This window comes from Candidatus Puniceispirillum marinum IMCC1322 (assembly GCF_000024465.1).
Lineage (GTDB): Bacteria > Pseudomonadota > Alphaproteobacteria > Puniceispirillales > Puniceispirillaceae > Puniceispirillum > Puniceispirillum marinum.
The window spans coordinates 1,276,492-1,294,757 of record NC_014010.1 but is presented as its reverse complement, the minus strand read 5'-3'; the positions used below and the strand labels follow the sequence as shown (position 1 = coordinate 1,294,757).

Sequence of the window (18,266 nt, the reverse complement as noted above, 5' to 3'; positions counted from 1 at the left end):
TCTTTTTTAAGATTTTCAGACCTTACAAAATTGAATATTTACAGACAAATTTCACCTGGTTTTGTTGGTCACGGTCATATGAAACAAAGTTTTCTTTTTAAGGGTAATCTGTTTGTAATATTCAGTATGTAAAGATGATTATTTGTGAGGGTTTTGGAACTGAAATGAATTTACCTGATTACGCATCTGCACCCATGATAAGCCAGATTGCCGAAATGCTTGATGATGGTCTGATCATAGCTGATAACAACGGTATGATTCTGTCCGTTAATGATGCAGCTGTCAGGCTTTTAGGGCAGAATCTGGTAGGGAAATATATTGTCGATGTGGTGACACATGATGATATTACCCGTATTTTTGCCCATGTCGCCGAAGGGCGCATCGTACAAGAAGTGGTATATCAGCCAACTGATATGGTCTCGACCGAGTTTGCCCTGCGGATCAAACCGCTGGACGATAACATGGTTGCGTTGCTGTTTCTTGATATGACCTTGCAGCGCAACCTTGAAAATGTGCGCCGCGACTTTGTTGCCAATGTCAGTCATGAATTGCGCTCGCCTTTGACAAGCCTGTCTGGTTTCATTGAAACCATGATTAATGGTGATGTAACTGATGATGCGATGAAACTGCGCTTTTTGAAAATCATGGATGAAGAGTCAAAACGCATGACGCGCCTGATTGACGATCTGTTATCATTGTCGCGGGTCGAGGTCTATGAGCATATCATTCCGGAAAATGAGGTATCACTTCTGGCAACGATCAATGCTGTGCGCGATACATTGGTTGGCAAAGCCGAAGCCCGCAATATGCAGATAATTGTCCGCGATAATAGGCTGGATAAAGCCAAACCCGCGCGAATCCTTGGCAGTTATGATGAACTGACAGAAGTTTTTGTCAATCTGGTCGAGAATGCCGTTAAATATGGGTTTGAAGGTTCGCACATTGTGATTGAGCTGACGGAACCGATGCCAGGCCAGCTTCAAATTGATGTCATTAATCAAGGCGAAGGCATAGCTAAACAGCATCTTTCGCGCATTACTGAGAGATTCTATCGCGTTGATAAGGCGCGATCGCGTCAAATTGGTGGTACCGGACTTGGCCTGGCCATCGTAAAGCATATTCTTAACCGGCATCGCGGGAGTATGGATGTGGCATCAGTACCAGGCGAGTCAACAATCTTTACCGTAACGTTGCCGCTAATATAGCTCGCTCGCTAGTGCCCTATACTTAAAGTCGGCTGGTCTCATTTGCGTGCCACGCTGTCATAAAACTGTAATATTTCTTTAATAAATAAGTAACCTAATCGGTTGAGTATGCGCTGGCCTCCAATAAGGGAGGTTGTTTCACCGAATTGGGAGCTTAGAATGCGTAAATCAATTATTATTTCAGGCGTACTGGCTGGCATGATGCTAGCTGGCACTGCGCAAGCCCGTGACTACATTAGTATTTCCGGGTCTTCAACCGTTCTGCCGTTTGCAACCATTGTTGCTGAGCGTCTTGGCCGTAACCCTGACTTCAAAACACCTGTTGTCGAATCAGGCGGATCATCTGTCGGCAAGAAAAGTGTTTGTGATGGTGTAGGCACCGAATTCACCGATATCGGTAATGCGTCGTCGCGCATGAAAGAAAAAGAACTAGCTTATTGTGGCACCAATGGTGTCAAGCTGACAGAAATCAAAGTCGGTTATGACGGTATTGTTGTTGCTGGATCAAAAGCCGGTGAGCTTCTGACAATTTCGAAGGCTGATCTTGGCAAGGCGCTGACAGCTATGGTGCCAGCTTCGGAAGTCAGAAATTATAAAACTGACGTAATGGTTCCAAATCCTTTCACAAAATGGTCAGAGATCAACCCAGATCTTCCAGACATTGCGATTCGTGTTTATGGCCCGCCAACAACATCTGGTACACGTGCTTCATTTGCCGAAATGGTTAATGAAAAAGGCTATTGCGGTAAAGATGATGAAGCCAAGCGGGTTCTGAAAATCATGGGTGAAAAAGCAAAAATTTGTCGCGCCATGCGTACTGACGGCGTTTATGTTGAAGCCGGTGAGCAGGATAATTTGATCGTACAGAAGCTTCAGGAAGATCCAACCTCATACGGTATCTTTGGCTTCTCATATCTTGACCAGAATGCCGATACACTTCAGGGTGCGGTTATTTCAGGAACAGCACCGACTTTTGATAATATCGCGACTGATAATTATTCAGTATCACGTGCGCTTTACTTTTATGTGAAGCATCAGCATATGGGTGTTATTCCGGGTGTAGCTGATTACATGAATGAGTGGACAAAGCATTGGGACGAAGATGGTATCCTAGCTGAGTCAGGCATGATTCCAATGCCAGCAGCTGAGCGTGCTTCTTATGCCGCAGCAATGAAAGATCTGCCGCTTTTGACAGCAGATATGCTGAAGTAAATATGCTAATAGAGGGAACCGGCAAAAGTGCTGGTTCCCTTTTTTAAGAAAGGTAAAAAACTGCGGTGCCTCTGCTATATCTTGCCATTATCGTTCTGGTGATCGGGGCTGCCTGGTTTTATCTTGGTCGTCGCGCAGCGCTTTTATTGCGCACACGCGAAGCGACCAAACTTCATTCATTACCGCATTATTATGGTTTCTTTGTTGCCTTAACGGCTATGTTGCCAGCTTATGCCCTGCTTTTTGTTATGGCGATTGGCGATGATCTTGTCTTTTCAAATCTGATAATTGACTATGTGCCGCTTGACGTTCAGCAGGCCGAAGACTTCAATAAAATTATAGTTCTTGCCCAGATCCAGAATGTGGTTGATGGCATTCAATTTGGCACCCCGCCCGAATGGGTAACAGCCGCCGGCGAGGCATGGACGAAATGGGCAGATTTTTCGCAGATGCTGACAAGCATTCTGGTGCTAGCATTGGTGCTTGGCGGGGGTCTGGTTGGCTATCTTAAAATCAACCCGTCATTTCGGTCGCGCAATGCAGTTGAACGTATCATCATGGGGCTTTTAGCTACCAGTTCAGTGATTGCCATCCTGACAACCATCGGGATCGTGTTTTCGGTTGTTTTTGAGTCGATGCGGTTTTTTGCACTGGTACCAATTCAGGACTTTTTATTTGGCACCGTCTGGAATCCGCAATTTGAAGGTGCTGAACGCGCTGGTTCGGGTGGTGGCACGGCGCTATATGGTTCAGTACCATTATTTGTAGGTACATTCCTTATTTCATTAGTCGCTTTAAGTGTAGCGGTACCTGTCGGGCTTTTCAGCGCCATATATCTATCCGAATATGCCACTAGCCGTGAACGCGCTATTATCAAGCCGTTGATGGAGATTCTGGCTGGTGTGCCGACAGTGGTTTATGGATTTTTCGCAGCGCTGACCGTGGCACCATTGCTTCGTACAGGGGGATCGTTGATTGGGCTGGATGTGGCGTCTGAATCAGCCTTGGCGGCTGGTTTGGTGATGGGGATCATGATTATCCCGTTTGTGTCATCTTTGTCGGATGATGTGATTAATGCGGTTCCACAAGCCCTTCGGGACGCCGCCTATGGGTTAGGCTCAACCAAGAATGAAGCGGTACGTAATGTTGTTTTACCAGCCGCTTTACCTGGTGTTGTTGCGTCGGTTTTGCTGGCTGTCTCACGGGCGGTTGGTGAAACAATGATTGTTGTGATGGCGGCGGGTCTTGCGGCAAATCTATCGTTTAACCCGCTTGACGCTGTTACCACAGTAACTTCCCAGATTGTAACCATTCTGGTTGGCGATCAGGAATTTGAATCAGCCAAGACGCTTTCAGCCTTTGCTCTGGCATTGACGTTGATTGTGATCACGCTTGGATTGAATTTCTTTGCGCTTCAAATTGTAAAGAAATACCGAGAGCAATATGAATAGATCAAAGCAAGGGTTGTTGTCGCCAGAACAGGCAACTAAGCAAGTTCAGGAAACCATTAAACGCCGAAATAAACAAGAAAAGCGCTTCCGCTTTTACGGACGGATAGCGATTGCCATTGCATTGATTTTTCTGGTGACCTTGTTTGCGACAATTTTGTCAAAAGGCATACCTGGATTTTTCCAATATTATGTCACGCTTGACGTTGAGCTTGATCGTGAGCGGCTTGACCCGAAAGGTGATTTGTCCACCGGTTCGCTTTATAGCGGCGATGCGCGTGGTGTTGTTCGTGACGCCCTGTTTGCGGCTGTAAAACCCGAAGGCCGGTCTGGAAAGCGTGCAGCGGGTAAGATGATTTCATCTGGAAGCGAAGAACGTATTCGTAAATTCGTACAAGAAAACCCCGATCTATTTGGCACTATTCAGCCAATGCGCTTTGCTCTAGATGATGATATTGACAGCTTCCTGCGTGGATTTATCAAGCGCGAAACGCCTGAAGCTGATCGCCGGATTAATGATCGGGTGATTGGCTATGTTGATGATTTAAATGCCCGGGGGCGCATTAGTTATAATGTCAGCGACTATCTGTTCTTTGGCAGTGCTTCGCGTGATGCTGAAATGGCGGGCATTAAGGGTGCCTTTGTCGGTTCTCTGATGACGCTGGCTGTCTGTCTTGTGCTGTCTTTTCCCATTGGTGTGGCTACGGCGGTCTATCTTGAAGAAATAGCCAAGAAAAATCGCATAACCGAATTTATCGAGATCAATATCAATAATCTGGCGGCGGTGCCTTCGGTGGTATTTGGTATTCTTGGTCTGGCTATATTTATTGGTATATTTGGGCTACCGCGATCAATACCGCTTATTGGTGGTGTCGTACTGGCATTGATGACCTTGCCGACAATTATCATTTCGTCACGTGCCGCAATACGTGCGGTGCCGCCAAGTGTACGCGATGCAGCTTATGGAGTTGGTGCGTCACGTATGCAGACCATTTTTCACCATGTCATACCGCTAGCCTTGCCCGGCATGCTGACAGGTACGATTATCGGAATGGCGCAGGCGCTTGGGGAAACCGCGCCGCTATTGATGATTGGTATGGTTGCCTTTATCGTCGACATTCCTAACAGTGTGATGGATCCAGGTACGGTTTTGCCGGTACAGATTTTCATGTGGGCGGATTTTGCCGAGCGTATGTTTATTCAAAAAACAAGCGCTGCCATTATTGTGTTGCTGGCATTTCTTGTAGGTATGAACGCATTTGCAATTGTGCTCAGGAAACGTCTAGAACGTCGTTGGTAGTCAGGATGAGCATATGCAAAAGCATTTAGGGATACATATATCTAATGAAGAGATTGAGAGTGACACTATGAGCAAGGCAGAGGTTCACACCGATACAGTAGGTGATATTTATGTTGATGATGCGCGTATGACGGCGCGCAAAGTAGATGTTTTTTATGGCGATAAGAAAGCCATTGATGACGTATCGCTTGATATTGCCAGCAAAGAGGTTGTTTCGCTTATTGGCCCGTCAGGTTGTGGAAAGTCAACATTTCTGCGCTGTTTAAACCGTATGAATGACACTATCGATTCATGCCGTGTTATGGGCACAATCGCGCTGGATGGTCAGAATATATATGACCCTTCCATTGATGTTGTGCCGTTGCGCGCCCGTGTGGGCATGGTGTTTCAGAAGCCAAACCCCTTTCCAAAGTCAATTTATGATAATGTCGCCTATGGCCCCCGTATTCATGGGCTGGCGGCCGACAAAGCGCATCTGGATGCTATTGTCGAAGAAGCTTTGCAGCGGGCTGGCCTATGGGCCGAAGTGCATGACAGGCTAACCCAGTCAGGCACTGGTTTGTCAGGCGGTCAGCAACAGCGCCTTTGTATTGCGCGGGCAATAGCAGTCAGCCCCGAAGTGATTCTGATGGATGAGCCCTGTTCAGCACTGGACCCTATTGCCACAGCGAAAATTGAAGAACTGATAAATGAACTTAGTGCAGAATATTCGATTGTGATCGTCACGCACTCGATGCAGCAGGCGGCACGTATTTCACAACGCACAGCTTATTTTCACCTAGGCAAGCTCATCGAAGTTGGACAAACCAAAGATGTATTCACTAACCCGTTGAACCAGCAAACAGAAGCCTATATTTCCGGCAAGATTGGATAATAGAAACATGGAAAACTCGCATATTGTTTCAGCATTTGATGATGATTTGAATAATTTGAACATGCGTATTGAACAGCTCGGCAATTTGGCCAAGGAGCGGTTTGTCATGGCGCTTGATGCGATTGCCACGCAGGATGAAAAGATACTTGATCAGATTATCAAGGGTGATAAAGAACTTGATGTTCTGGAGGCTAAAATTATCCAGAATGCCTTTGAGATTATTGCCCTGCGTTCACCGCGAGCGTCTGATCTGCGCCGGGTTGTGGTGGCTTCTAAAATTGCATCCATTTTTGAGCGTGTTGGTGATTTTTCCAAGAATATCGCAAGGCGAACCAAAGCCATGGCAGCGTCAGGACATGAAACCATTCCAGATGTGAATATTGGGCGCATGGGTCACATGGCCGAGGGAATGATGAATGATGCCATGGAAGCTTATCATAACCTTGATACCAAAGTTGCGATTGACCTTCGTAACAGTGATGTTGAGTTAGACCACATGCATACAGCCTTTTACAATGAGGTCATCGCAATGATGACGGATAATAGTAAAATGGTTGGTAGTGGTGTGCATTTGCTATTTATAGGCAAAAACATTGAGCGTATCGGTGACTATATGACCGGTATTGCCGAAGAAATATATTTCCTCGTCGAAGGTGTACAGCTTGATGATGAAAGACCCAAGGCTGATAAAAGCAGCTCAAAATTATCCTAGTATAGCGTGAATGGGTAACCGTAATGATGAATGCAAAAATCCTGATTGCTGATGATGAACCAAACCAGCTTGAGTTGCTTTCGTTCAATTTACGGCAGGCAGGCTTTACCGTTTTCGAGGCTGCTGACGGCAGGCAAGCGGTCAATATGGTTGAGGATTTGCAACCTGATCTGATTATTCTGGATTGGATGATGCCGCATATGTCGGGGATTGAGGTTTGTCGGCTGTTCCGCTCACGGACTGAAACCAAAGACCTGCCTGTTATCATTCTGAGTGCCCGAGGAGAAGAAGGTGACCGGACTTTGGGGCTAGATACGGGTGCAGATGACTATATTACCAAGCCCTTTTCCCCGCGCGAATTGGTATCGCGTGTTAAAGCCCTGCTGCGCCGCGCGCGTCCTGCTTTGGCAAGCGATATGATGGAATTTGAAGATTTGCAGATTTTCCCTAGCCGAATGGAAGTGCGCAGAGCTGGTAAAACTGTGCCGCTAGGCCCCAAGGAATATCAATTGCTTTTGACATTGTTTGAACGTCCTGGTCAGGTGTTCAGCCGCCCGCTGTTGCTTGATCGGGTCTGGGGACATGGCGTGTTTGTCGAAGAGCGAACAGTCGATGTGCATTTCAGTCGTCTGCGTAAAGCGATTAATGGCGCGGCATCGGACAATGACAAGCGCCCAAATTTGATCCGTACAGTGCGGGGCGGCGGGTATGCCCTAGGTACAATTAGCTAATCTTTGTCGCCGTAACCAGCCTTACCGCCGTGTACTATCGCGATAGGCCGAGGGGGCAACGCCAAATTGCTTATGAAACAGACTGTAAAATTGCGATAGTGATCCAAAGCCCGAATCCAGCGCAATGCTGACAATCTTGTCATTCGTGTCCATCAATAATGCGCGCGCGTGATTCAAGCGTAATTCATTCACATATTGTGTGAGTGACCGTCGCATAAAAGCGGTAAAAATAGCCATGGCATAGCCTTTTGAGATGCCAGCTACGGCTGCAATATCGGCCACATGTAATGTCTGAGTGTAATTTTGTGCCATAAAGGCCACCATCATCTGCACTTTGCGGGCCGCAGCCTTACGTTTAAATTTTCGATTTGCCGATGCTGTACTCATATACGCATCGTTGCATAGCTCTAGTGCATGCCATCCATCAATAGCCATGCGCCGTAATCTGAGTTGAATTTCAGCAATGGCCAAAGATGCCCGATGCGGATCATCGGTCTGAAAATCGTCAAGCCAGCGTGTCATCAACGGACTGTCCAGATTATTTATATTGTCACTGGCTACAAACGTACCATCAAACAGATATTGCATCAGCTGATCAGGTAATGGCCAAGTCACAACCTGCGACAAGGGTAAATAGGCAATATGGATGGAATCAGGATCATTCACCTTGATCACGCGATGCGGCACCTGCCCCCAAAACAGTACCAGCCGTTTTGCCGGAATATGGACATTGCCGGTTGGTAATTGATAGATCATGCTGCCTCTGGATAGGTAGTTGATCTCGATATGACCATGCATATGGGTTTGCGCCATGACATCAGGAATATGATGTTCGACAAAGAAACCTTCTGGTACATGCAGATGCGTTTGCGGTTGCATATAAATTTGCCGCACTGGCTGTTCACTGGGGCTATGGATTCGTGACCGAATTGTTTCCATATACGTAAATAAACTCGTTTTTATGATAATACCAGAATATTTTATGACTTTTTAGGATGTTTGCATACTAATTCCGTTCCAAGGTAGGTAATAGCACTCTGCCTGTGGGCATTGCTGTCATGACATGCATAAAATTCTTGGGAGGGACTAATGAAAAAATTTTTGATGGGGATGATTGCCGCTACAGCAATGGCCGCAACAGCCGCAAGCGCTGGCACGCTTGTTATCAACACTGATACATCTGATCCAGCGCCAAAAGAAGCGTTCGAAAAGATGATCAAGAAATTTGAAGCTGAAAATCCAGATGTGACTGTCGAACTGAATTTGTTTGACCATGAAGGCTATAAGCAGTCTATCCGTAACTTTTTGACAACGGACGCGCCTGATGTTGCCAACTGGTATGCAGGTAACCGCATGCGTCCCTTTGTCAAGGCCGGTCTTTTCGAAGACGTATCCGACATCTGGGATGATACAGGCTGGCAAGATGGTGAGCTGACCGGTTCAATGGCGCATGCCAAAAAGTCCATGACCATCGCTGGTCGTCAGTGGGGCGTGCCTTATACTTACTATCAGTGGGGCGTTTACTATCGCAAAGACATCTTTGAAAAGATGGGCATTGCTGTCCCAACCACATGGGCAGATTTTGTCGCGGCCTGTGCCACGTTAAAGGCGGGTGGCATCACACCAATTACTATTGGGTCTAAATATCTCTGGACAACAGCCGGTGTGTTTGACTATCTGAACCTGCGGACGAATGGTTATGAGTTCCATATGGATCTTGCGCTTGGCAAGGTGCCTTATACTGACCCACGCGTGCAAGCCACTTTTGACAAGTGGGACGAGCTGGTCAAGCCAGGCTATTTCCTTGAGAACCATGCGGCCTATAGCTGGCAGGAAGCATTGACACCTATGGTTAAGGGTGAAGCCGCCATGTATGTGATGGGTAACTTTGCTGTTGCACCTTTGCGTGAGGCTGGTCTGACTGACGATCAACTTGGCTTTTTCCAGTTTCCGGAAATCACCCCAGGTATTCCAATGGCTGAAGAAGCGCCAACTGATACGATCCACATTCCAGCAAATGCCAAGAACAAGACTGACGCCAAGCGTTTCTTGATCTTTATGGCGCGCGCCGATGTACAGACCGAAATCAACGCCATTCTTGGCCAGTTGCCGATCAATAATAAATCAACCGTCAAGGATGATAAATTTCTCAAGGCAGGTAACGACATGCTGAACAATGCCTATGCGATGGCACAGTTCTATGACCGCGATGCCCCGGCTGAAATGGCATCTGCCGGCATGAAGGGTTTCCAGGAATATATGGTGAAGCCTGAACGTCGGGACGCTATTCTCAAGCGTTTGGAAAAAGCGCGTCAGCGCGTCTATAAGTAATATATATCAGGGAAGGTTAGCTATCGCTGGCCTTCCCATTTTATTATTCATTTGTTTATAGTTTCTGATTTCAATTTCTAATTTGGTTAGACTGATGACAATAGCACAGGACGCACAAACAAATGTGACGCTTCGTCAGTCGGGTTGGTGGAAGCGTAACCAGCAAACATTTATGCCGTGGCTATTCCTTATGCCGGGTATTTTATTGTTTGCTGTCTATGTTTTGTGGCCAATCATGTCATCAATTTCGATCAGCCTGTATCAGTGGGACGGGCTGTCTCCAGCCACCTATGTTGGGTTGGAAAATTATATAGAATTGATGGATGACGAAGAGTTCTATACGGCGCTGTGGAACAATGTCCGCTGGCTTGTCTGTTTTATGGCCGCGGTGCCTATTGGTCTCGCGCTCGCTTTGTTTCTCAACCAAGTTGTTTTTGGTATTCGGGTTATAAAGTCACTTTTCTTTTTTCCATTTGTTATTTCACAAGTTGTCATTGGTCTGGTCTTTACGTGGTTCTACGAGCCAAATTACGGTATTATCGCACCGTTGCTCAATCTGGTAGGGCTTGAAGGTTGGGCGATTCTGGCAGATGAAGATTACGCTACTTATGGCATTATCTTTGCTGGGTTATATCCGCAAATTGCCTATTGCATGATCCTCTATCTTACCGGACTTAACAATGTAAGCGCCGATCAGATTGAAGCAGGGCGGATGGATGGGGCAACCGGATTTTCGTTATTCTGGAATATTATTCTGCCGCAATTACGGCCAGCTACCTTTATCGCTGTTGTGGTGACGATTATCGGATCACTGCGAAGTTTTGATATGATTGCTATCATGACGCAGGGTGGTCCGTGGGGATCGACCAATGTGTTGGCTTATTTCATGTTTGAGCAGGCCTTGAGCGAATATGGCTATCGCATGGGGTATGGCTCGGCGATCGCCACGATACTTTTTTCGATCATGATGATCTATATTTTATTTTTCATTTATCGCATGTATCGCGATGAAAAGCGGGGGCTATAGGTATGTTCCCGACGCCCATTGAAAAAACGCATCCGACTAATCAGATGCTTTATAAAATAGCATTGCCAGTGGCTTTGCTTATATGGCTGGTGCCTTTGCTTGGGGTGGTGATGACGGCGGTTCGCGGGTCTGCGGATATTACGTCGGGTAATTTGTGGGGCGTTCCAAGCGAATGGCAGGCGATCCAGAATCTGACAGATGTTTTTACCAATACACCCATGTTCATGTTCATCATGAACAGCTTTAAAATCACTATCCCGACGGTGATTGGCGCTGTGGCTCTGAGCTGTATGACTGGTTTTGCCCTCGCGATTTACCGGTTCAAGGGTAACCTTCTGATCTTCTTTCTGTTTGTCGCGGGCAATTTCATTCCCTTTCAAATTTTGATGATTCCGGTGCGTGATCTGACTTTTCAGATAGGGCTTTATGATACCGTTACTGGTCTTGCCATGTTCCATATTGCCTTCCAGACCGGATTTTGTACGCTGTTTATGCGTAATTTCATCCGTGCTTTGCCTTATGAGCTTGTCGAGGCAGCGCGGATTGATGGTGCGTCTGAATTCAAGATTTTTTGGGCAGTGGTTTTGCCCTTGATCCGTCCGGCAATCGCCGCGCTTTGTGTGCTTGTTTTCACCTTTATCTGGAATGATTATTTCTGGGCAACTGTTCTGATCCAGGGACAGCATGCGATGCCTGTTACGGCGGGTCTGAAGTCACTGAACGGGCAATGGATTTCTGCCTATCACCTTATTTCTGCAGGGTCGATTATGGCGGCATTGCCGCCAGTGATTATTTTCTTTCTTATGCAAAAGCATTTCATTGCAGGCCTCACTTTTGGCGCCAGTAAAGGCTGATTGGTGCAGGGTAAATAGATGATAAAAATTACGATGATAGGTGCTGGTAGCACCGTTTTCATGCAGAATATCCTGACGGATGTGTTGCTGGAAGACTGTTTTAAAAACTGCCATGTGGCGCTTCAGGACATTGATGAAAAACGGTTGAAAACCTCGCAATTAGTGGCTGAAAAAATCAGCGCCACGGTCAATGCCAAGCCAACGATAACCGCGACAACGGATCGCCGCACAGCGCTGCAAGGTGCGGATTTTGTTATCATCATGATTCAGGTCGGTGGCTATAAACCATCCACGGTTATTGATTTTGAAATTCCGGCCACATACGGTCTGACGCAGACTATCGCCGATACATTGGGCGTTGGCGGGGTGATGCGGGGGTTGCGAACAGTGCCGGTTCTAGCCGAAATTGCGCGTGATATGATGGATATATGCCCTGATGCGCTGATGTTGCAATATGTCAATCCAATGGCGATCAACTGTCTGGCTTTGTCGCGGATGGTGCCTGATTTGCGTTATGTCGGTCTATGCCATTCGGTTCAGGGCACTGCGATTGATCTGGCGCGCGACCTAGGTGAGTCCATTGATGATATTGAATTTGAATGCGCTGGAATAAACCATGTTGCCTTCTATACCAAATTTGCCAAGCGCCATGCTGATGGCAGGGTCGAGGATCTCTATCCACGTCTGCATAAATTGATTGATGGCCGAAATTATGGGGCGAATTACGATGGTTGTACCAATCATGTACGCTATGAAATGCTAAGGCGGCTTGGCTATTTTGTAACCGAGTCATCCGAGCATTTTGCCGAATATACGCCATGGTTTATCAAGAATGACCAGCCGGAACTGATCAAACAATTTGATATTCCCATCAATGAATATATTCGTCGTTGTGAAGACCAGATCGAAAAATGGGATGCGCAGGAACAGGCACTATTATCGGATAGCCCCATTATATGTGAAAAGTCGGTTGAATATGCCGCACGTATCATAAATGCGGTGGTGAATGACGTGCCTGATACCATAAATGGCAATGTGTTGAATGACGGATTGATTGGCAATTTACCCGCCAATGCTTGTGTCGAGGTACCGTGTATTGTTGATAAACGGGGTATCACACCGCAGAGTGTTGATGATCTGCCGCCGCATCTTGCCGCAATCATGCAAAGCAGTATAAATGTTCAGTCGCTAACTGTTGAAGCGATCATCACCGGTAAAAAGGAGCATGTCTATCACGCGGTGATGATGGATCCGCATACCGGTGCCGAGCTCAACCTTGATCAGATATGGCAGATGGTTGATGAGCTTCTTGATGCACATGCTGGTTGGTTGCCAGCTTTGCGCTAATGACAGACTTTCACACAAAATATGTTGATCGTGGTCATGGTCGAAGCTTGTGGCTGTTTTCCGAAACCGCGCGTGATTATGAGCTACTAGAAAGTTTGCCAGCGGTGCAAGGTGCAGACGCACATATGCGCTGGCATCCGTTACTACGCGAATGGGTGTGTCACGCCAGTACACGCCAGGGTCGTACCTTTTTACCAGATGCTGCCGATTGCCCGCTTTGTCCGGCTGTTAAAGGTGGCAAGCTTACCGATATGCCGGCTACCGATTATGAGATTGCGATCTTTACAAACCGCTTTTCCGCTTTATCAGCCGAAGCAGGGACGCCACCTGAATTGGGGGTTGAGACCGCGCCAGGAATCGGATTTTGTGATGTGGTTTGCTATAGTGCAGATCATCATTCATCTTTTGCCACGATTGGCGTTGATCGGATCAGCTTGTTGGTAGCGGCAATTGGTCATCGCTGGGACACCTTGATGCAGGATGAACGCGTTCAATATGTGCTTCCCTTTGAAAATAGGGGGCGGGAAATTGGTGTAACGCTTGATCACCCGCATGGCCAGATTTATGCCCTGTCGCATATTCCGGCTCTTATCGCGCGCGAGGCTGATAGTTTTGTGCATAGCAACCCGCTTGGTGATATAGTTGCACATATCAATCCGGCGCTTATTCTGGCGCAAAATGAGTGTGGTATTGTTATGGTGCCGGAATGGGGGCGTTATCCATTTGAAACATGGGTTGTGCCACATCGACAGATGGCATCACCGGCTGAATTTACTGCTGATGAACGAGTTCAGTTCGCTGCCTTGATGCATGATGCCGTTTCGCGCCTTGATGCCGTGCATGGTATGCCAATGCCATATACTTTGGGCTGGCACACGGCCCCGCGTGGAATGCAGGACACATTTCATTTTTATTGTGCTTTCCGACCATTACGCCGAAGTGCTGACAAGTTGAAATATCTGGCATCGGTTGAACAAATTACGGGTACATTTCTGGTTGACATACCCCCTGAACAGGCAGCCGAGCTATTGGCAGGCAAGGCGAAGCTAAATGTCTAGCGCCTTATTCGAAAGCCATTTTTCAGCGGTGCCGGAAGCTGTCGCTATCGGGCATGGCCGGGCTAATCTTATTGGTGAACATACCGATTATAATGAGGGATTGGTAATGCCGGTATTACTACGCCATCATACGGTTGTTGCGTTATCGCCCCGCCAAGACAATATGATCTGCGGTATATCTGACAGATTTGATGCGCTTGATCGCTTGGTTGATAGCCCCTGTGATGGAAGTTGGCTGGATTTTGTAACAGGAGCCTTGACGATGGCGCGCCTGAATGGATTTGCGGTGGGGCATGATGGTAAATGCGGTATCAATATCGCCGTATCATCACAAGTGCCTGCTGGGGCTGGGTTGTCATCATCAGCAGCTTTTGAAATTGCGCTTTTACGGGCAATAGGTGCTTTGACCCCAGCCAGATTTGATAAGCTTAGCCCAGCCGATTTAGCGCGGATGGGACAGCAGATAGAACATGATTTTGTGGGCACTGCATGTGGGATTATGGATCAGATGGTCGCGGCTGTGGCACCTGTAGGCCAGGCGATGCTGTTTGATGTGAGGTCTATGAACACGCGCTGCATACCTCTTTTTCCCGGTTATGATTTTCTGATTATCCATTCGGGTGCGGATCGCAAACTATCCGAAGGTGCCTATAATGAACGGCTGGCCCAATGCCAAAAGGCAGCCAGTGAAATGGGCGTGGCATCACTTCGAGATGCTGATCTGATCTCGTGTGATAGGCTTGCCGATCCGTTATTAAAAAAACGCGCCCGCCATGTAATTTCGGAAAATATACGCGTTCAGAAAGCGGCCATTGCATTGGAAGCAGGCAAGGCAGATGAATTTGGTCAGCTTATGGATGAATGCCATACGTCACTTGATGCTGATTTTGATGTGTCGTCACCTATATTGAATGATCTTGTGGCTAATTTGAAAAGCGCAGGGGCGATCGGTGCGCGGCTGACTGGCGCAGGCTTTGGCGGTTGTGTTGTTGCTTTATGTGCGCGGGAACAAGGCGATCATATCCTCGAGACTTTCAGATCACCGAACCCTAATGCCTGGTTGGTAGATCGTATCGAGGGGCTATGAATCAACATGCATGATGCTGACCCCAGCGGGGGGAACATCTTGCATGCCCAGAATGAATGTGCCTGAAAAACTATTGGGAATGGTCATCATCTGGTCACCGTAATTGACAAAAATCAGTTTGTTGCCACGTTGGCGGACACGCAAATAACCGGGCATTTCATGTGTTGTGATGCCAGCTTGTTGCATGGCTTGGCTGATAACATTATTGGCTAACGCGGCATCAGGCCATCCCGCCAGATAGGATGTACGGTTGCTTTTTATAACTGCTGGATAGCCATCTTCGCCCATTGCTAGGACGGTGCCTTGCGCTGTTACATGTTCACGCCAGATTTTGAAATTGCCTAATATTTCATCATCTGACACGGATATTGTCTGGCTTGCAGGCACAGCATCAACGCGGGTTATGGTAACGCCAGTGACACTGGCTAGCGGACCAGGTGCTAAATTTTTAGGCAGTTGAAAGTCGATTGTCTTCGCACCAGTGCGTGGACCTATCAAAAGCTGTCCGTCAAAATGTTCTATCTGATGCGCTAGGCTATCTGGCACATGCATAAGACAGGGCACAATAACCAGCGCATAACCGCTAATATCATCATGCGGCCCAATGATATCAACCGAGCCACCATGCCGGCGAATGGCACGGTAAAAATCCAACATCAAAGGCAGATAGGCAAAATCATCACTTTGGCCATCAAGTGCGCTAATCCAGTCAGCTTCATAATCATGTATCAGCGCGATCGGCGCTTGTATTGTGTCAGCGCCGTCCAGCAGATCAAGTTCGCTGGCAAATTGTTTTGCCTCGGCAAGGCCGACAGCCGGTTCATTATTGCGCAACATCAGGCCAGCATGCATCTGTTCCTGAGCAAAGGGGGCCTGTCGCCAGCGGAAATAGCTGACCAGTTCAGCGCCATGCGCGATGGCTTCCCAACTCCACATACGCACCGCGCCAGCCCGTGGCACAGGGTTGTATTTTGCCCAATTTACCGGCCCCGGTTGTTGTTCCATGATCCATAATCGCCCCATGCCGCGATATAGATCATGATGAAAAGCCTGAAAGTCGGGTTCGCCTGTCCGCATACAATCAGCATAGGTTTTCTGATCACGTTCGGTATTGGCGCTTGGATAGCTTTGCATATTCTGCAACATACCAAGCGGATAGCTGTCCCATGACGCAATATCAAGATCGGCGGCAACGGGTCGATGATCAAACTGGGCAAATTCACCCATATAGTTATGGGCTATCGGTCGGTCTGGTGATAAGCGGCGCAGAATATCGGTCTGTTCACGGTTAAAGGTGACAACGGCCGCCGTGCTATAGCGTCTGAAATCAAGATTGTGCGCAGGGTTGGCTTCGGTCACAGTCAGGTTTGGGAGTTCAACCTCACTAAAATCACCGACTTCCATCGACCAGAACACATTGCCCCATGCTTTGTTCAGTTCTGCAACTGTGCCGTAATGGTCAGCCAGCCATGCCTGAAACCCGGCCTTTGCCGCCGCCGAATAGGAATAAATAGTGTCATGACAGCCATATTCATTGTCAGTTTGCCATGCGGCAACAGCATCCATTTGGCCATAACGCGCGGCAATGGCTTGGGTGATCCGCCGTGATTCTGCGCGATAACCAAGATGCGAAAAGCAATAATGACGCCGCGATCCGAAACGTCGTGGGGTACCGTCAGCTTCGATGGCAATCATGTCCGGCATTTCATCAATTAGCCATTTTGGCGGGGTGGCTGTTGGCGTGCACATGGTAATTTTCAGACCCGCATCACCCAGCGTTTTTACCGCACGGTCAAGCCAGTCCCATGTAAAATTATCGCGTTGCGGCTCGATCCGTGACCATGCAAATTCGGCAATACGCACCCATGAGATGCCTGCCGCGACCATGGCTTTAGCATCAGCTTCCCACATATCTTCTGGCCAATGTTCAGGATAATAACAAACGCCAAGCGCGGGAAATTGTGCATGTGATTCAGATGCTGACGACATTAAGCGGATGCCGTGCCAGCGGCTAGCGAAACACCATTAGCGTCAAAGTGATGAAGTTTGCTGGTATCAAAGGTCAGAGGCATTTTGGCGCCATTTTGCAAGCCAGATTCGCCTTCAAGTTTGGCGGTGATTTCAATACCGTCACCCAGATCAATATAGGCTAGCGCATACTCACCAAGCTGTTCGATATGCCGCAAGCTGCCATACAGTTTGGCTTTGGCTTTGGTGGTAAGGACCAGATGTTCTGGACGAATGCCAATTTCGGCCGCATTATGTGATGCTGATTTTAATGTCTTGTGACCTGTCGGAATGAAGTTCATCTTTGGACTACCGATAAAGCCAGCAACAAATTTATTGGCAGGGGCATTATAGAGTTCAAGCGGGGTTCCCACCTGTTCGATATTACCGGCATTCAGAACCACGATCCGATCCGCCAATGTCATGGCTTCAACCTGATCATGGGTCACATAGACCATAGTGGCATCAAGGTCATTATGCAGTTTGGCGATTTCAATCCGGGTTTGCACGCGTAAGGCCGCATCCAAATTTGACAGGGGTTCATCAAACAGGAATACCTTTGGGTCGCGTACAATCGCACGTCCGATAGCCACACGCTGGCGCTGGCCACCTGATAGATGCTTGGGCAAGCGTTTCAGATAATCGGTGATTTGCAATATGGCCGCGGCACCATTTACGCGGCGGTTAATTTCTGGTTTGGGGGTTTTGCTTTGTCGCAGACCAAAGGCCATGTTGTCGAATACGGTCATATGCGGATATAGCGCATAAGACTGGAACACCATGGCCACGCCGCGCTCGGCAGGCACTACATCATTGACGATTTCGTCATTGATCGTAAGGGTGCCACCAGAAATATCCTCAAGCCCGGCGATCATACGTAATAGGGTCGATTTTCCACATCCAGATGGCCCGACAAATACCACAAACTCACCTGACTTTATGCTCAGGTTGAGATTGGTGATGACTTCAGTCTTGTCATAAGATTTTTGAATATTTGTTAGGTTTAAATCAGCCATATTTCTTTGCTTCGTCATTGGTCATATGCCGTTGACGATCCCCAATTCGGTTGGTCT

At 47.6% G+C, this 18,266-nt stretch carries 16 protein-coding genes; 13 read left to right on the top strand and 3 right to left on the bottom strand.

The window, feature by feature from the left end; genetic code table 11:
• Positions 1–164 precede the first annotated feature (164 nt).
• The 7 genes from SAR116_RS06150 (at position 165) to SAR116_RS06120 (ending at position 7,482) form a co-directional block, all read left to right on the top strand.
• Entirely contained in the window at positions 165–1,205 is a 1,041-nt protein-coding gene (locus SAR116_RS06150; protein WP_013046079.1) for an ATP-binding protein, read from the top strand.
• Positions 1,206–1,364: 159 nt separating this feature from the next.
• Positions 1,365–2,417: a substrate-binding domain-containing protein gene (locus SAR116_RS06145; RefSeq protein WP_013046078.1), complete on the top strand. Its 1,053-nt coding sequence runs from the start codon at positions 1,365–1,367 to the stop codon at positions 2,415–2,417.
• Positions 2,418–2,482: 65 nt separating this feature from the next.
• Positions 2,483–3,868: a phosphate ABC transporter permease subunit PstC gene (pstC, locus tag SAR116_RS06140; protein WP_013046077.1), complete on the top strand. Its 1,386-nt coding sequence runs from the start codon at positions 2,483–2,485 to the stop codon at positions 3,866–3,868.
• On the top strand, positions 3,861–5,165 hold the full coding sequence (gene pstA, locus SAR116_RS06135) for a phosphate ABC transporter permease PstA (protein ID WP_013046076.1): 1,305 nt from the start codon (positions 3,861–3,863) through the stop codon (positions 5,163–5,165). Before pstC ends, pstA begins: the two co-directional genes overlap by 8 nt.
• Before the next feature lie 67 nt (positions 5,166–5,232).
• Positions 5,233–6,039: a phosphate ABC transporter ATP-binding protein PstB gene (gene pstB, locus SAR116_RS06130; protein WP_148212382.1), complete on the top strand. Its 807-nt coding sequence runs from the start codon at positions 5,233–5,235 to the stop codon at positions 6,037–6,039.
• A 7-nt stretch (positions 6,040–6,046) separates the two neighbouring features.
• The gene (gene phoU, locus SAR116_RS06125) at positions 6,047–6,751 is read left to right on the top strand and encodes a phosphate signaling complex protein PhoU (protein ID WP_013046074.1); all 705 of its coding nucleotides are present in this window, start codon (positions 6,047–6,049) and stop codon (positions 6,749–6,751) included.
• Positions 6,752–6,777: 26 nt separating this feature from the next.
• On the top strand, positions 6,778–7,482 hold the full coding sequence (locus tag SAR116_RS06120) for a response regulator (RefSeq protein ID WP_041861225.1): 705 nt from the start codon (positions 6,778–6,780) through the stop codon (positions 7,480–7,482).
• A gap of 21 nt (positions 7,483–7,503) precedes the next feature.
• On the opposite strand, the gene SAR116_RS06115 is transcribed toward SAR116_RS06120, so the two are convergent.
• Positions 7,504–8,361: a helix-turn-helix domain-containing protein gene (locus SAR116_RS06115; RefSeq protein WP_190275472.1), complete on the bottom strand. Its 858-nt coding sequence runs from the start codon at positions 8,359–8,361 to the stop codon at positions 7,504–7,506.
• Positions 8,362–8,571: 210 nt separating this feature from the next.
• On the opposite strand from SAR116_RS06115, the gene SAR116_RS06110 reads away from it, so the two are divergent.
• The 6 genes from SAR116_RS06110 (at position 8,572) to galK (ending at position 15,186) form a co-directional block, all read left to right on the top strand.
• The gene (locus SAR116_RS06110) at positions 8,572–9,813 is read left to right on the top strand and encodes an ABC transporter substrate-binding protein (RefSeq protein ID WP_013046071.1); all 1,242 of its coding nucleotides are present in this window, start codon (positions 8,572–8,574) and stop codon (positions 9,811–9,813) included.
• Between the two features lie 94 nt (positions 9,814–9,907).
• On the top strand, positions 9,908–10,840 hold the full coding sequence (locus SAR116_RS06105; protein ID WP_013046070.1) for a carbohydrate ABC transporter permease: 933 nt from the start codon (positions 9,908–9,910) through the stop codon (positions 10,838–10,840).
• Between the two features lie 2 nt (positions 10,841–10,842).
• Complete coding sequence (locus tag SAR116_RS06100) at positions 10,843–11,694, top strand: carbohydrate ABC transporter permease (protein WP_013046069.1); 852 nt, start codon at positions 10,843–10,845, stop codon at positions 11,692–11,694.
• An 18-nt stretch (positions 11,695–11,712) separates the two neighbouring features.
• The gene (melA, locus tag SAR116_RS06095) at positions 11,713–13,041 is read left to right on the top strand and encodes an alpha-glucosidase/alpha-galactosidase (RefSeq protein WP_013046068.1); all 1,329 of its coding nucleotides are present in this window, start codon (positions 11,713–11,715) and stop codon (positions 13,039–13,041) included.
• Positions 13,041–14,099, top strand: a complete 1,059-nt coding sequence (galT, locus tag SAR116_RS06090; RefSeq protein ID WP_013046067.1) for a galactose-1-phosphate uridylyltransferase — start codon at positions 13,041–13,043, stop codon at positions 14,097–14,099. Before melA ends, galT begins: the two co-directional genes overlap by 1 nt.
• Positions 14,092–15,186, top strand: coding sequence for a galactokinase (galK, locus tag SAR116_RS06085; RefSeq protein WP_013046066.1), 1,095 nt, complete (start codon positions 14,092–14,094; stop codon positions 15,184–15,186). The genes galT and galK overlap by 8 nt, the downstream gene beginning before the upstream one ends.
• On the opposite strand, the gene SAR116_RS06080 is transcribed toward galK, so the two are convergent.
• A complete protein-coding gene (locus SAR116_RS06080; protein ID WP_013046065.1) occupies positions 15,181–17,175 on the bottom strand; it encodes a beta-galactosidase in 1,995 nt (664 codons plus the stop codon). The genes galK and SAR116_RS06080 overlap by 6 nt on opposite strands.
• Positions 17,175–18,209: an ABC transporter ATP-binding protein gene (locus SAR116_RS06075; protein WP_041860800.1), complete on the bottom strand. Its 1,035-nt coding sequence runs from the start codon at positions 18,207–18,209 to the stop codon at positions 17,175–17,177. The genes SAR116_RS06080 and SAR116_RS06075 overlap by 1 nt, the downstream gene beginning before the upstream one ends.
• Between the last annotated feature and the right edge of the window lie 57 nt (positions 18,210–18,266).

Coding starts and splice junctions, on each gene's coding strand:
- galK (WP_013046066.1), top strand. CDS start 14,092: ATGTCTAGCGCCTTATTCGAAAGCCATTTTTCAGCGGTGCCGGAAGCT.
- SAR116_RS06115 (WP_190275472.1), bottom strand. CDS start 8,361: ATGCAACCGCAAACGCATCTGCATGTACCAGAAGGTTTCTTTGTCGAA.
- pstB (WP_148212382.1), top strand. CDS start 5,233: ATGAGCAAGGCAGAGGTTCACACCGATACAGTAGGTGATATTTATGTT.
- SAR116_RS06080 (WP_013046065.1), bottom strand. CDS start 17,175: ATGTCGTCAGCATCTGAATCACATGCACAATTTCCCGCGCTTGGCGTT.
- phoU (WP_013046074.1), top strand. CDS start 6,047: ATGGAAAACTCGCATATTGTTTCAGCATTTGATGATGATTTGAATAAT.
- SAR116_RS06110 (WP_013046071.1), top strand. CDS start 8,572: ATGAAAAAATTTTTGATGGGGATGATTGCCGCTACAGCAATGGCCGCA.
- SAR116_RS06100 (WP_013046069.1), top strand. CDS start 10,843: ATGTTCCCGACGCCCATTGAAAAAACGCATCCGACTAATCAGATGCTT.
- melA (WP_013046068.1), top strand. CDS start 11,713: ATGATAAAAATTACGATGATAGGTGCTGGTAGCACCGTTTTCATGCAG.
- galT (WP_013046067.1), top strand. CDS start 13,041: ATGACAGACTTTCACACAAAATATGTTGATCGTGGTCATGGTCGAAGC.
- SAR116_RS06145 (WP_013046078.1), top strand. CDS start 1,365: ATGCGTAAATCAATTATTATTTCAGGCGTACTGGCTGGCATGATGCTA.
- pstA (WP_013046076.1), top strand. CDS start 3,861: ATGAATAGATCAAAGCAAGGGTTGTTGTCGCCAGAACAGGCAACTAAG.
- SAR116_RS06150 (WP_013046079.1), top strand. CDS start 165: ATGAATTTACCTGATTACGCATCTGCACCCATGATAAGCCAGATTGCC.
- SAR116_RS06120 (WP_041861225.1), top strand. CDS start 6,778: ATGAATGCAAAAATCCTGATTGCTGATGATGAACCAAACCAGCTTGAG.
- SAR116_RS06075 (WP_041860800.1), bottom strand. CDS start 18,209: ATGGCTGATTTAAACCTAACAAATATTCAAAAATCTTATGACAAGACT.
- SAR116_RS06105 (WP_013046070.1), top strand. CDS start 9,908: ATGACAATAGCACAGGACGCACAAACAAATGTGACGCTTCGTCAGTCG.